This is a genomic window from Streptomyces sp. TSRI0281 (genome assembly GCF_001905125.1).
Taxonomy (GTDB): domain Bacteria; phylum Actinomycetota; class Actinomycetes; order Streptomycetales; family Streptomycetaceae; genus Streptomyces.
Window position 1 is genome coordinate 151,258 of the sequence record NZ_LWLE01000010.1, and the last position, 13,939, is coordinate 165,196.

A 13,939-nucleotide genomic window follows, 5' to 3' on the forward strand; every position below is an offset into this window, starting at 1 on the left:
TCTGTGGCTGGTCCTGCGGGATCGGCTCCCCCGATACTGAGGAGTCCGAGGAGAGGAACGGGACGGGAGGGAGACGGCGGAGACCTTGGATACGCGGATCAGCGGCTGCGCGTGTGCTCGGTGACAAACGTGTAGCCGTCGGGCAGTTCCCAGCCATCCGCCTTGCCGAGCCCGCGGCAGTGCTCCCGGAAGGCCGCTCGCTGGCCGTCGCTGGGCAAGCAACCCGGCTGCAGGCGACGGAGGTGGCCAGAGACCGACTGGGCCGTCGGCAGCCCCTCACCGCCCGGTTCCGTACCACCCCACGGTCGTATCACCCGCCGCCGAACCGGGCGGTAGCCGATGAGCGGAATGGTCGGCTCCCTGTCGCGCGCCGGGAAGTGCGGCTGACCCCAGGGATCGCGACTGCCGAGAGCCGGCTCCAGGAGGCGTTCGGCGAGCAGTTCCGAGACCGCCGCTTCCAGTGCAGCGGTCTGTGACCGGGCCGGCCGACCGCCGTACGTCGCGCTAGGCAGGACCGAACGGTCCATCAGTGCATGGCCGTCCAGGGTGAGCAACCCACAACGGCGCACCGTGCGCATCACCAGCTGTCGGAGCCCGAGCCCGACTGCATTGTCTCCACGGCGGTCACTGCCCGGGGCGTCTTCCCTGGTGAGCACACAAGGGTCGTAACAGTGGCCGGTCTCACGGTCTCCGACCTGCACGTGTTCCTTGAGCCGCGTCGTGGCTAGGCGGATCACGGTGCTGCCGTGCGACTGGCGCAGCTCCAGCATCAGGCCGGGGAAGAAGTCGCGGGGCCAGGCGACCCCGGTCAAACGGCCCAAGCCGTCACCAATCTCGGCGGTGACGTCCTGCATCGCTTCCTTCTCGTCCATCGCCTCGCCGGCATGGTCAAGCTCAAGGCGCACCGTGGGGCTCGCCCCGTTCGACCGGCCAAGGTCCTCTGCGACGTACGGATGCAAGGGGAGCCAGCCGCCGAAGAGATGGGCCAGTCGCAGGGGTGCCCGCCAGACGGTTTCCTGCGGGTCGTTCCGCAAGAGTTCGCCGATGCCGAGGGAGGCGTCGTCAGCGAGGGGCAGATCGACCGGGTCCAGCTCTGCTTCCGGCTCATGCTCCGACGGTGCGGGCAACGTAGACGTCCAGCCGCGTCCGGCTGGGGTCAGAGGATCTCCGGGCGCCTCCGCATCACCGGGATGGTGGGATCGCCACACTCCTCCGCCTTCGAGGGTGTCATCGAGAGCGATCCGGGAGCCGTTCTCGAACAGCCCCTGGTCGCTGTCCCCTTGGACGATGTCGGCGAGCGCCACGTTCGCCCGACACACCGCGGCGGCGTAGCCAACTCCCCTGAGCAGTTCCGTCGCCCCCGGGAACCCGCGAAGCCGTGGTCCGACCGCGGTGTACACGGTGACCGGTGTGGTGAGGCCGTAGCGCCGCCTTCCCGGGGTGGCCGCGTATTCCACCGCTGCCGCAAGTGACCTGAGGTCATCGCCACCCAGCGGCCCGGTATCCCGCCAGCAGTCCGCGAGGGAGGCCCTGGTCATGGCGTAGTGCCCCCATGTCCGCAACGTGGCACCGGAGTTGAGGACTCCACGCACCGTGTCGAGGAGACCGAGCAGCCCCGCCCGCAGATCGTCGTCGTGCGTGCCTCCCACCAGTGCGGCGAGGGACACGGGAACGAAGGGGCTGAGCAGCTGCTCCCGTGCAGTCGTCAGGAGATGGTTCGCATAGGCCGACAGGTCGTCGCGCCGGGCCGCCTCCGGGGACGGGTAGCAGACGTCGACGACGACATGCCCGTCCTCGTTGATCCAGCGCCGGCGCGTGCGTAAGCGGTGGAGCTGGGCCGGTGACAGGCTCAAGGCCGGCCCGAAGGCGTTGAGATCCGGGACCAAGAGTTCCCGTCGTCGCGGCTCGGCGTCGTCCCCCGGCCTGCCCGGACTCTCCGCGCCCGCAGGCGCCCCCGACACCCAGGCCGGTACGTCGCCGAGGGCGCCGACCTCCGGGTGGGCACCCTCCCGATGGATGATCTCGGCATACAACGGGTCCGACCCGGTGGCAACACACACCATTGCACCGACCGGGAGCACGGGAGCGCGCTCGCCGAAAGAGATCACGGGGAAATAGTCAAGGCACAATGGGCTGCCGCCGTAGCCGTCGCCACCGAGGTCGTACCCGAAGTACACGGCATTGAAAGCGACGGTGGTGTGCACCGGCGCCGGACGGGCCGCGACAACGGCCTCGAGATAGCGCCGCAGCCGATTCCGTTCCTGCTCGGATACGGCGTCGTAGCCCCTCGTCATGGTGGAGGTCAGCAGCGCCTGGTCACCGTAAGGATCAGGCACCCCCGTTCCTTCGCCATCACCGACCGTTGCTGACACATACGGGTCCCCACCCATGACACCTCCGCCGCACTACAGGCCACCCCGGCCCGCCTGCGGTAATGGCGGCAGACTATGCCCGCGCCTGGGGTTCCTGTGGCGCTTTCAGTACTTTGCGCTGGCCGACAGCGGCCGGTGCCGAACGCTTCGGCTCCGGCACAGCGTTTACGCTCCAACACCACCAGCATCGTGAATGCCGTCGCGGGTTCCCGGCGACTGCGCCGACAACTGACCCAGTGCGGCGATTCCGAGGGGGCTCAGCTCGTACCGCATCACGAGACAGGGAAGGCGTCCTACACCCCGTATTGGGCATTCAACGATGGCCGACCTGTCCTGGCAAGGCCCCGCGGATACCCAGCGTTGGTATTGCCTGTCCCATGGGCAGATGGTGCTGTGGTGCGCCTTGAGTGGGCGTCATCTGAGCGTCAAGAGTTCGCAGCAATGCCCCGGCACTCGGGCGACCGAGACCGCACCCAGCTACAAAGCCGCAGGTCAGGGCATTCACGATGAGCGCATTGTCCGCTCGACCCGCTACAGGTGGTCGAGCGGACGCCTGGGGCACGAACCCGCAGGTCAGTCGTCCTTCTTCACCGGCTCCAGAATCGCCACGCACTCCACATGGTGCGTCATCGGGAACAGGTCGAACGCCCGCAGCGTCCGCACCGTGTAGCCGCCGTCCCGGAAGTACGCCAGGTCGCGGGCCAGGGCTGCCGGGTCGCAGGCCACGTACGCGATGCGGCGCGCGCCGAGAGCCGACAGTTGCTTGACCGTCTGCTTGCCTGCGCCCGCGCGGGGCGGGTCGAGGACGATCAGGTCGGCCTCGGTGATGCCGGTGCGGGGCAGGATCTGGTCGACCTTGCCGTGCTCGATCCGGACGCGGTCGAGGTCCTTGAGGTTGTGGCGGGCGTCCTCCGCCGCGCGCTTGCCGGACTCGATGCCGAGGACCGCGCCGTTCTCGCCGACGCGTTCGGCGATGGAGCCCGCGAAGAGGCCGACGCCGCAGTAGAGGTCGAGGGCCGTCTCGCCCTTGCGCGGCATCAGGCCCTGCATGACCGCCTTGACCAGCGTGTACGCGGCCTGGGGGTGGACCTGCCAGAAGCCGCCGGAGCCGACGCGGTAGGTGCGGTCGTCGGCGCGCTCGCGGACGAAGGCCCGGCCGTGGACGCGGTGCACACCGCCGTCGTGCTCCTCGACGCGCAGCACGGAGACCGGCTTGTCGAGCTCGACCAGGGGCAGCCTGCCGCCGGGCTTCGGGGTGAGGATGACCTGGCGGTCGTGGGAGCCGGTGGCGGCGATGGCCTCCACCGCGGCCAGCGTCGGCCACTCGCGCTTCTCGATACCGAGCTCGGAGACGCCGGGGGCGGCGATCAGGCAGTGGTCGATCGGCTGGACGTCGTGCGAGCGGTGCTTGCGGAGCCCGGCGTGGCCGTCCTCGTCGATCGCGTACTGGACACGGGTGCGCCAGGCGGGCACCTCGCCCTTGGGGAGCTTGTCGCCCTCGGCCGGTACGACCGTGCCGTCCCACCCGGCCTCCTCGGGGGTGAGGCCCGCGAGGCGCTGGAGCTGCTCGGTGATCACCTCGCCCTTGAGCCGCCGCTGGGCGCCGGGCTTGGCGTGCTGCCAGTCGCAGCCGCCGCACTTGCCGGGGCCCGCGTACGGGCAGGGGGCCTCGACGCGGTCCTTGGACGCCTCGATGATCCGTACGGCGTCGGCGCGCAGGAAGCGGGAGTCGCTCTCGCCCTCGGTGACCTTGGCGACGATCTTCTCGCCGGGGAGCGTGTGCCGTACGAAGAGCACCTGGCCCTCGGCGGTACGGGCGATGCAGTGACCGCCGTGTGCGACGGGCCCGACCTCGACCTCGTACTCCTCCCCGACCAGCGACGACGTGGATTCGTTCTGCATGAGGGGAGGCTCCAGAGCTCAAAAGGGCAAACGGCCGGACGTGCGGCCGGACAACAGCCCACCAGTCTACGTGGGTGGCGTCCGGCCGCTTACCACAATCACCGGCCGGAGCGTCAGCCCTTGGTGGTGGGTTCCTTCTGCCTGCGTTCCACCGGTCCCCGCCGCACCGAACCCGGCGCACTCCAGTCCGCCCGCTTCCTGGCCCGCTTCTTCGCGGCCTCGGACGACTCCAGCTGGTACGGCACCGAGGTCACCATCACCCCGGGGGTGAACAGCAGCCGCCCCTTCAGGCGCAGGGCGCTCTGGTTGTGCAGCAGGTGCTCGTACCAGTGACCGACGACGTACTCCGGGATGTACACACTGACCACGTCGCGCGGGCTCTCCCGGCGCAGGCCCTTCACATACTCGATGACCGGGCGGGTCACCTCGCGGTACGGGGAGTCGAGGATCTTCAGCGGTACGTTGATGCCGCGCCGCTCCCAGTCCTCCCTGAGCGCCTTCGTCTCGGCCGCGTCGACGCTGATGGACAGCGCCTCCAGTTGATCGGTGCGCATCAGCTTGGCGTACGCCAGGGCGCGCAGCGTGGGGCGGTGGAGCTTGGAGACCAGGACGATCGAGTGGACCCGGGAGGGCCGGACGCTCTCGTCCGAGGGCGTCTCGTCGGCGGCGATCTCCTCGGCGACCCGGTCGTAGTGTCTGCGGATCGCGGTCATCGTCCCGTAGAAGATCACCATGCCGAGCAGCGCGACCCAGGCACCGTGGGTGAACTTGGTGGCCAGGACGACCACGAGCACCAGGCCGGTGAAGAACGCGCCGAACGTGTTGATCGCACGGGAGCGGATCATGTGGCGCCGCTTGGCCGGGTCCTTCTCGGTCCGCAGATGACGGTTCCAGTGCCGCACCATGCCGGTCTGGCTGAGCGTGAAGGAGACGAAGACGCCGACGATGTAGAGCTGGATGAGGCGCGTGGAGTCCGCCCCGTAGATCCAGACGAGCAGGATGGCGGCGCCCGCCAGCAGCACGATGCCGTTGGAGAAGGCGAGCCGGTCGCCGCGGGTGTGCAGCTGGCGCGGCAGGTAGCGGTCCTGGGCGAGGATCGAGCCGAGCAGCGGGAACCCGTTGTACGCCGTGTTCGCCGCCAGGAACAGGACCAGCGCGGTGGCGGCGGCGAGGATGATGAAGAAGAACGATCCGTCGCCGAAGACGGCGGCCGCGACCTGGGAGATCACCGGGTCCTGGACGAAGCTCTCACCGACGGCCGCACCGTTGTGGATCAGGTCCTTCGCCGGGTTCTCGGCCATCTTCACATCGGTGGCCATGGCCAGCCCGATGATGCCGCAGAACATGGTGACGGCCAGCAGGCCCATCGCGGCCAGGGTGGTCGCGGCGTTCTTGCTCTTGGGCTTGCGGAAGGCGGGCACACCGTTGCTGATCGCCTCGACCCCGGTCAGCGCCGCACAGCCGGAGGAGAACGCGCGCAGCAGCAGGAAGACCAGGGCGAAGCCGGCCAGCCCCTGGTGCTCGGGCCTGATCTCGTAGTCCGAGGTCGGGGCGTGCATCGAGTCGCCGAGGACCAGCCCCCGGAACGCGCCCCAGAGGATCATGATGAAGACACCCGCCACGAAGAGGTACGTGGGGATGGCGAAGAGCTTTCCGGACTCCTTGACGCCGCGCAGATTCATCAGCGTCAGCAGCACGATGGCCACGATGGCGCTGAGCGTCTTGTGCTCGACGACGAAAGGGATCGCGGAGCCCAGGTTCTCGACGCCCGAGGAGATCGACACGGCGACGGTCAGGACGTAGTCGACCAGCAGGGCGCTGGCGACGGTGAGACCCGCTTTGGGGCCGAGGTTGGTGTTGGCGACCTCGTAGTCACCACCGCCGCTCGGATACGCGTGCACGTTCTGCCGGTACGAGGCGACGACCGTGAACATCAGGACCACGACGGCGACCGCGATCCACGGGCTGAAGTGGTAGGCCGACACGCCCGCGATGGACAGCACCAGGAGAACTTCTCCCGGTGCGTACGCCACCGAGGACAGCGGGTCGGATGCGAAGACGGGAAGCGCGATGCGCTTGGGGAGGAGCGTTTCTCCCAGCTTGTCGCTGCGCAGCGCCCGTCCGATCAGGATCCGTTTGGGCACGTCGGTCAGTTTGGACACGCAGAGGATCGTAAGCGCTGGACAGCGGGGTCACCGCCGCCCAAACGCCGTGGCCTCGCATTCTTCTGCGATCAGCGGGAAAGCTCACCCATTCCTTAACGCAATCCTTGCGCCCGCCCCTACGAGAACAACGCGCTGTAACCGTTCAGTGCCGGCTGGCCACCCAGATGGGCGTACAGCACGGTGGACTCGCGGCCGATCTCGCCGCGCCCCACGAGGTCGGCCATGCCCGCCATCGACTTCCCCTCGTACACCGGGTCGGTGACCATGCCCTCCGTACGGGCGGCCAGCCGCATCGCGTCGAGCGTCGTGTCGTCGGGGATGCCGTACGTACCGGCGTGGTACCGCTCGTCCAGCTCGATGTCGTTCACCGTGAGTGCGCGCCGTACACCGATGAGCGAGGCGGTGGCACCCGCGATCCTGGCGATCTGTTCGCGGGTACGGGCCGGTTCGGCGGAGGCGTCGATACCCAGCACACGGCGGGGACGGCCGCCCGCCTCCTCGATGGCGGCGAAGCCCGCGACCATGCCGGCCTGGGTGGAGCCGGTCACCGAGCAGACGACGACCGTGTCGAAGAAGACGCCCAGCGCGCGTTCCTGCTCGACGACCTCGTACGCCCAGTTGGCGAAGCCGAGACCGCCCAGCGGGTGGTCCGAGGCGCCGGCCGGGATGGCGTACGGGCGGCCGCCGCGCTCCTCGACCTCGCGCAGCGCCTGCTCCCAGCTGTCCTTGACGCCGATGCCGAATCCGGCGCGGACGAGGCGGATGTCGGCCCCGGCGAGACGGCTGATCAGGATGTTGCCGACCTTGTCGTAGACGGCGTCGGGCCACTCGACCCAGCTTTCCTGGATGAGCACGCACTTCAGGCCCGCGCGAGCGGCGACCGCGGCCACCTGGCGGGTGTGATTGGACTGGACGCCGCCTATGGAGACGAGGGTGTCGCAGCCCTTGGCCAGCGCGTCGGCGACGAGGTATTCGAGCTTGCGGGTCTTGTTGCCGCCGTAGGCGATCGGGGAGTTGCAGTCCTCGCGCTTGGCCCAGAGTTCGGCACCGCCGAGATGCTCGGTGAGCCGGTCCAGGCGGTGCGTCGGCGAAGGGCCGAAGAGGAGGGGGTAGCGGTGCGGAGCGGAGAGTGCGGCCGGGAGGGTGGGAAGGGGCGCGGTCGTCATGGGGGCTCCTTGGGTCGCGATCAGGGACCGGTGAAGGGACGGAAGGACGGCAGAAAGACAGGAGGGAGACGGGAGGAAGGGGCTGGCGAGGGGAACGGGAACGGAGGTCCTGGCGCTCATGCCTCCTGGGTGGTGGCGTTCTCCTCCTCGTCCGCCAGCCCTTCCAGCGCACTCCAGATCTCCGTCGTGATCCGCGCCGCCGCCTCCGCGTCGCCTTCCGCGCAGGCGTCGATGAGACGGTCGTGGAGTTCCGCCGATCCGTGCGCCGCGCTCGCCGTGCCGAACCGGCGCCACTCCAGGCGGCGGATCAGTGGGGTGTAGCGCTCGATGGTGGCGGCGACCGCGCGGTTGCCGCAGGCGGTGACGAGGGTGTCGTGCAGTTCGTCGTCGGCGCGCAGCGCGGCCGCGACGTCACCCCCGTCGGTCGCGGCTCTGAAGCGCTCGTTGGCCTCGCGCATCGCCGCGGTGTCCCGCTCCGTGAGATGCGGCACGGCACCGCGCGCCGCCAGTTCCTGCAGGGCCTGTACGACGGCGGCGGCATCCCGGACGTCGCGCGGCACGAGCCGTGTCACCCGGGTGTAGCTCTGCGGCTTGCTCTCGACGAGCCCCTCCCCGATCAGCCGGGACAGGGCCTCACGGACCGGGGCGCGGGAGAGGCCGAGACGTTCGGCGAGGTCGGCGTCGCGGACGGGGGCTCCGGGTGGGATGTCCCCGCGGACGATGGCGTCGCGGATGGCTTCGTACGCGGTGTCCCGCAGCAGTGTCCGCCGGACCGGGCGAAGGGTCTCCATGAACTGACATGTTAGATGTCTGTTGTCCTGGCCGGAAGGGTGCGTGCGGCGGGGGTTCGGGCGGAGGGGCCGGGGGACGCGGGGCACCCGAGCCGGGAAGGGTGGTCGAGCGGACGAGCGCGTTCCCTTTACCTCCCTTTTGCCGGAGTGTCGCGCCGAACGCACACTCGGATGAGGCATTGGATGCATGGCCGCATAAGCTCATCCCCTGGCAACGCCGAAGGCGGTTGCCCCGTTGTTTGCCCGGCAAGCTGAGAGAGAAGTGTGAGCAGGGTGTTTTCGCAGGTCAGCCGGACGACCAGGACTGCGAGGTAGGCGCAAGGTGCACATCGTCATCATGGGCTGCGGGCGAGTCGGAGCCGCTCTCGCGCAGACTCTGGAGCAGCAGGGGCACACGGTCGCGGTGATCGACCAGGACCCCACGGCGTTCCGCCGCCTCGGTTCCGGATTCGGTGGCCGTCGGGTCACCGGGGTCGGCTTCGACCAGGACACCCTCCGCGAGGCGGGCATCGAGGAGGCCGGGGCGTTCGCCGCGGTCAGCAGCGGCGACAACTCGAACATCATCGCCGCCCGGGTGGCCCGCGAGATGTTCAGCATCGAGAACGTCGCGGCCCGGATCTACGACCCCCGGCGTGCCGAGGTCTACCAGCGTCTCGGTATCCCCACCGTGGCCACGGTCCGCTGGACCGCGGACCAGATGCTGCGGCGGCTGCTGCCCTCGGGCGCCGAGCCGCTGTGGCGCGACCCCAGCGGTGGTGTGCAGCTCGCCGAGGTGCACACGACGCCGTCCTGGATCGGCCACAAGATCAGCACGCTCCAGGAGGAGACCGGCGTCCGCGTGGCCTTCCTCACCCGTTTGGGTGAAGCCATACTGCCGACGTCGCAGACCGTCCTGCAGGAGGGCGACCTGGTCCACGTGATGATGCGTACGGACGAGATCGCCAAGGTCGAAGCGGCCTTTGCCGAGGGTCCCGAGGAAGGCGGTCACTGATGCGCGTATCGATTGCCGGGGCCGGCGCGGTGGGCCGTTCCATCGCGGCCGAGCTCCTGGAGAACGGGCACGAGGTGCTGCTGATCGACAAGGCGCCGACCGCCATCTCGGTGGAGCGGGTCCCGATGGCCGAGTGGCTGCTCGCGGACGCCTGTGAGATCACCTCGCTCGACGAGGCCGCCCTGCAGCGCTGCAACGTCGTCATCGCCGCGACCGGCGACGACAAGGTCAACCTGGTCGTCTCGCTGCTCGCGAAGACCGAGTACGGCGTTCCGCGGGTCGTCGCCCGGGTGAACAACCCCAAGAACGAGTGGCTGTTCAACGAGTCGTGGGGCGTCGATGTCGCGGTCTCCACGCCGCGCCTGATGTCGGCCCTGGTCGAGGAGGCGGTGAGCGTCGGCGATCTGGTCCGGCTGCTGCGCTTCAGCCACGGTGACGCGAACCTGGTCGAGCTGACGCTGCCGCCCGAGTCGGCGCTGGCCGGCACCCAGGTCGGGGACGTCGCATGGCCGGAGGACACCTCGCTGGTCACCATCATCCGCGGTACGCGCGTACTGACGCCGAGCACCGAGGAGACCCTGGAGGCCGGTGACGAGCTGCTGTTCGTGGCCGCCCAGGCGCGCGAGGAGCAGTTGGAGGACCTGCTGTCGGTCCGCCGCGATCCCGAGGACGACTGAGCAGGCACCACAGGCACCGTACGTACGGGAGCCACCGGCAACACCGTACGCAGGGGAGCACTCGGCGGCACCGTACGTACGGGAGCCAGGCAGCACCGTAGGGACCAGTCGGCGGCACCGTATGTACGGGAGCACTCGGCGGCACCGTACACACGTGAAGGGCCCGCAACCGTGACTCACGGTTGCGGGCCCTTCGCATCGTCTGCCGACGGCGGTGTGTCGGTCAGCCCTCGTAGTTGCGGGCTGCCGCCGCCTGCGCCTTGCGGGCCTTCTCGGCCTGCTCCTCCGCCTCCATCTCGGCGAAGACGTCGATGGGCGGCGGCGCCTTGGCCAGGAAGACCCAGGTCAGGTAGACCGCGAGCAGGAACGGCGGGATCTTCAGCGCGACCAGCACCCAGCCCAGCTGGGCGGTGTCGGCCCACCAGTAGAGCGGGAAGAGGATCGCGCACTTGGCGAGCAGGATCAGACCCCAGGCGTAGCTGGCCTTGGCGTACGCCTTCTTGCGGCCGGGGTTCCTGGTGCGCCAGGAGAGGTTCTCCTTGAAGACCGGGCCCAGGATCAGGCCGATCAGCGGAACTCCGGCGAGGGTCGTGATGAGGTAGGCGAGCGCCAGGCCGAGCGTGTAGACCATGCCCGGCAGGTAGAAGTCCTTGGCGTTGCCCGTCATCATCGCGAAGACCACACCGAAGGCCACGCCGAAGACGCCGCTGAAGGCGTGCTTGACGGTGTCCTTGCGGATCAGCCGTACGGCGACGAGCGCGAGGGACACCGCCAGGGCCGCGATGGCCGAGACGTGCAGGTTCTTGTTGATGGTGAAGATCGTGACGAAGAGCAGACCGGGCAGGACTGTCTCCACCATGCCGCGCACGCCGCCGAAAGCCTCGAAGAGCGCGGCCTCGGTAACCGCTTTCGCTTCGGCTTCCTGCTCTTCGGTGCGATGGGGCTGGTCCGTTTCGGACGTCGGCTTGTCAAGAGACGTCACCGGCTACTCCTTGCCGAGCGGTCGGAGTTCGTATGTGGGGTTGAACAGCACCCGGCGCCCGTGACTCATGGCGACGCGGCCCGAGACGATGAGTCTGCGGCCGGGCTCGATGCCGATGATCGAGCGTCGGCCCAGCCAGACCACGTCCAGCGGCGCGGTGCCGTCGAAGAGCTCCGCCTCCAGGGCGGGCACTCCGGCACGCGGACGCAGGGTGACGGTCCGCAACGTACCAGCCACCTTCACGATCTGGCGGTCCGAGCATTCGGAGATACGCGTGCACCCCGACGCCTGCGTGTCCTCCTGCAGCTCCTCCGACTCCAGGTCCTGCTGGGAGCTGGACAGCCGGTCGAGCATGCGGCGGAAGCGGCCGGAGGGCTTTTCCGCCTTCCCGGCCTTCTCGAATCGAGGAACGGCACTCATACCCGAAGGGTACCGGTCCCGTGTGGTACGAGCGGGGGTCGGGGAAGATCACTCGTACGGGTTACGGGGATGGGTGCCGCAGGTTGTCGTTACCGGGCGGGGAGCCGCCGGCGCGCCGACCGGTAACCGCCCTCGGCCGCCGTCAGCCGCCGTCAGCCGCGCTCGAAGCGGTATCCCATGCCCGGCTCGGTGACGAAGTGCCGGGGGTGCGAGGGGTCGGCCTCCAGCTTGCGGCGCAGCTGGGCCATGTAGACCCGCAGGTAGTTGGTCTCGGTGCCGTACGAGGGGCCCCAGACCTCCTGGAGCAGCTGCTTCTGGCTGACCAGGCGGCCGCTGTTGCGGACGAGGACCTCCAGCAGGTGCCATTCGGTGGGAGTGAGCCGTACGTCACGGCCCTCGCGGTGGACCTTCTTCGCCGCCAGGTCGACCGTGAAGCCCTCGGTCTCGACGATCACGATGTCGTCGGCGCCGTCCTGGCCGACGGGTTCGGCACGGCGTACGGAGGCACGCAGCCGGGCCAGCAGTTCATCCATGCCGAACGGCTTGGTGACGTAGTCGTCGGCCCCCGCGTCCAGGGCCTCGACCTTCTCGTCGGACGTGTGGCGGGCGGAGAGCACCAGGATCGGTACCCGGGTCCAGCCGCGCAGCCCCTTGATCACCTCGACACCGTCCATGTCGGGCAGCCCGAGGTCGAGGACGACGACATCGGGGTGGCGGGCGGCGGCGAGCTGGAGGGCGGTCGCCCCGTCGGGGGCCGCGTCCACCTCGTACTTGCGCGCCTTCAGATTGATCACGAGGGCGCGTACGATCTGCGGCTCGTCGTCGACCACAAGCACCCTGGTCATCGCGGACCTGCCTTTCTGCTGTTCGGAGAGTGTGTGCTGTACGGAATCGGGGCTGCCGTCACGAGGTGACCGGGGCAGGAAGATCGGGGCTGGCCGCAACGTATCCCGGTGCCGCCTTGAGGGTGAGCACCATGGTCAGGCCGCCGCCGGGGGTGTCCTCGGCGTCGAGTGTGCCGCCCATGGCCTCCACGAAGCCGCGGGCGACGGCGAGGCCGAGGCCCACTCCGGCGCCGCGCGGGGCGTCGCCGTACCGCTGGAAGGGCTCGAAGATCCGTTCCTTGCCCTCGTCCGGAACCCCCCGGCCCCGGTCGGCGACCCGTAGCTCGACGCGTTCGCCCAGCGCGCTGGCGGCCACGGCGACGGGCTTCCCGTCGGGGCTGTACTTGACGGCGTTCTCGACGATGTTGGCGACGGCCCGCTCCAGCAGCCCGGGGTCGACGGCGACCATCGGCAGCGTCTCGGGGATGTCGAGGTCGACGCTGCCCTCGGGGACGCCGCCGAGTGCCATGGGCACGACCTCGTCCAGATCGATCTCACGGATCAGCGGGGTGACGGTGCCGGTCTGGAGGCGGGACATGTCCAGGAGGTTGCCGACCAGATGGTCGAGGCGGTCGGCGCCGTCCTCGATGCCTTCGAGGAGTTCGGCCTCGTCCTCCTGCGACCAGGCGACGTCGTCGGAGCGCAGCGAGCTCACGGCGGCCTTGATGGCGGCCAGCGGGGTGCGCAGATCATGGCTGACGGCGGCGAGCAGGGCGGTGCGTATGCGGTTCCCCTCGGCGAGTCTGCGGGCCTCCTCGGCCTCCCAGACCAGGCGCTGGCGGTCCAGGACGACGGCGGCCTGGGCGGCGAACGCACCGAGCACGCGCCGGTCCTCGGCGGGCAGGACGCGGCCGGACAGGGCGAGCGCCATGTGGTCGCCGACCGGCATGTCCACATCGGCGTCGTCGGGGCGCACGGCGGGCGCCGGGCCGACGGACCCGGCGCAGGTCCACGGGTCGACGTCGCTCTTCCGCTCCAGCAGGGCGACGGACTCCATGGCGAAGGTCTCGCGGACCCGGTCCAGCAGGGCGTCCAGGGTGGTCTCGCCGCGCAGGACGCTGCCCGCGAGGAAGGAGAGGATCTCCGACTCGGCGCGCAGCCGGGCCGCCTGATGGGTGCGGCGGGCCGCCAGATCCACCACGGACGCGACCGCCACCGCGACCGCGAAGAAGATCACGATCGCGACGAAGTTCTCCGGGTCCTGCACGGTGAGGGTGTGCGTGGGCGGGGTGAACCAGTAGTTCAGGAGCATCGAGCCGACGGCGGCCGAGGCGAGGGCGGGGCGCAGTCCGCCGAGCAGGGCAGCGGCGACGGTCAGGAAGAGGAAGAGCAGGACGTCGTTGGCGAGTCCCGGGCCGTTCTCCAGGCTGGTCAGCAGCAGCGAGAGGAGGGCGGGTCCCGCGACGCCGACGAGCCAGCCCCAGATGATGCGGGCGCGGCCCAGGCGGGCGCCGCGGGCGATGGGCAGGCCGCGGCCCTTGGCGACTTCCTCGTGCGTGACGATGTGGACGTCGAGGTCGGGGCCGGAATCGCGCGCGACGGTCGAGCCGACACCGGGACCGTAGATGTACTGCCAGGTCTTGCGCCGG

The 13,939-nt window shown here is 69.7% G+C and carries 11 protein-coding genes; 2 read left to right on the forward strand and 9 right to left on the reverse strand.

All coding sequences use genetic code 11. From position 1 onward, the window contains the following. Positions 1-98 precede the first annotated feature (98 nt). The 5 genes from A6A29_RS17045 to A6A29_RS17065 form a co-directional block, all read right to left on the reverse strand. Positions 99-2,336: a hypothetical protein gene (locus A6A29_RS17045; RefSeq protein ID WP_241838524.1), complete on the reverse strand. Its 2,238-nt coding sequence runs from the start codon at positions 2,334-2,336 to the stop codon at positions 99-101. Positions 2,337-2,945: 609 nt separating this feature from the next. Next, entirely contained in the window at positions 2,946-4,274 is a 1,329-nt protein-coding gene (locus tag A6A29_RS17050) for a class I SAM-dependent RNA methyltransferase (protein ID WP_073720931.1), read from the reverse strand. Between the two features lie 113 nt (positions 4,275-4,387). After that, positions 4,388-6,436, reverse strand: coding sequence for an APC family permease (locus A6A29_RS17055; RefSeq protein ID WP_073720932.1), 2,049 nt, complete (start codon positions 6,434-6,436; stop codon positions 4,388-4,390). Between the two features lie 119 nt (positions 6,437-6,555). Further along, positions 6,556-7,605, reverse strand: coding sequence for a 1-aminocyclopropane-1-carboxylate deaminase (locus A6A29_RS17060; RefSeq protein ID WP_073720933.1), 1,050 nt, complete (start codon positions 7,603-7,605; stop codon positions 6,556-6,558). Between the two features lie 116 nt (positions 7,606-7,721). Beyond that, a complete protein-coding gene (locus A6A29_RS17065; RefSeq protein WP_073720934.1) occupies positions 7,722-8,396 on the reverse strand; it encodes a GntR family transcriptional regulator in 675 nt (224 codons plus the stop codon). 322 nt (positions 8,397-8,718) lie between these two features. Here A6A29_RS17065 and A6A29_RS17070 point away from each other — a divergent pair, with 322 nt between their 5' ends. Together A6A29_RS17070 and A6A29_RS17075 are read left to right on the forward strand one after the other, a co-directional pair. Further along, positions 8,719-9,387 carry a potassium channel family protein gene (locus tag A6A29_RS17070; RefSeq protein WP_073720935.1) on the forward strand — a complete coding sequence of 223 codons (669 nt, stop codon included), beginning with the start codon at positions 8,719-8,721 and terminating at the stop codon, positions 9,385-9,387. Continuing rightward, on the forward strand, positions 9,387-10,064 hold the full coding sequence (locus A6A29_RS17075; protein ID WP_073720936.1) for a potassium channel family protein: 678 nt from the start codon (positions 9,387-9,389) through the stop codon (positions 10,062-10,064). The genes A6A29_RS17070 and A6A29_RS17075 overlap by 1 nt, the downstream gene beginning before the upstream one ends. A 223-nt stretch (positions 10,065-10,287) precedes the next feature. On the opposite strand, the gene A6A29_RS17080 is transcribed toward A6A29_RS17075, so the two are convergent. The 4 genes from A6A29_RS17080 to A6A29_RS17095 all read right to left on the reverse strand — a co-directional run. Continuing rightward, positions 10,288-11,046: a DUF3159 domain-containing protein gene (locus A6A29_RS17080; RefSeq protein WP_073720937.1), complete on the reverse strand. Its 759-nt coding sequence runs from the start codon at positions 11,044-11,046 to the stop codon at positions 10,288-10,290. Between the two features lie 3 nt (positions 11,047-11,049). Next, positions 11,050-11,466, reverse strand: a complete 417-nt coding sequence (locus A6A29_RS17085; RefSeq protein ID WP_073720938.1) for an OB-fold nucleic acid binding domain-containing protein — start codon at positions 11,464-11,466, stop codon at positions 11,050-11,052. Between the two features lie 152 nt (positions 11,467-11,618). Next, positions 11,619-12,311, reverse strand: coding sequence for a response regulator (locus A6A29_RS17090; RefSeq protein WP_073720939.1), 693 nt, complete (start codon positions 12,309-12,311; stop codon positions 11,619-11,621). 58 nt (positions 12,312-12,369) lie between these two features. Continuing rightward, positions 12,370-13,939 (reverse strand): sensor histidine kinase (locus A6A29_RS17095; RefSeq protein ID WP_143196996.1); only part of this gene is annotated, 1,570 nt, incomplete at its 5' end.

Excerpts from the sequence above, each read along its gene's own strand:
- A6A29_RS17085 (WP_073720938.1), bottom strand. The coding sequence starts at position 11,466 with ATGAGTGCCGTTCCTCGATTCGAGAAGGCCGGGAAGGCGGAAAAGCCC.
- A6A29_RS17065 (WP_073720934.1), bottom strand. The coding sequence starts at position 8,396 with ATGGAGACCCTTCGCCCGGTCCGGCGGACACTGCTGCGGGACACCGCG.
- A6A29_RS17090 (WP_073720939.1), bottom strand. The coding sequence starts at position 12,311 with ATGACCAGGGTGCTTGTGGTCGACGACGAGCCGCAGATCGTACGCGCC.
- A6A29_RS17050 (WP_073720931.1), bottom strand. The coding sequence starts at position 4,274 with ATGCAGAACGAATCCACGTCGTCGCTGGTCGGGGAGGAGTACGAGGTC.
- A6A29_RS17060 (WP_073720933.1), bottom strand. The coding sequence starts at position 7,605 with ATGACGACCGCGCCCCTTCCCACCCTCCCGGCCGCACTCTCCGCTCCG.
- A6A29_RS17075 (WP_073720936.1), top strand. The coding sequence starts at position 9,387 with ATGCGCGTATCGATTGCCGGGGCCGGCGCGGTGGGCCGTTCCATCGCG.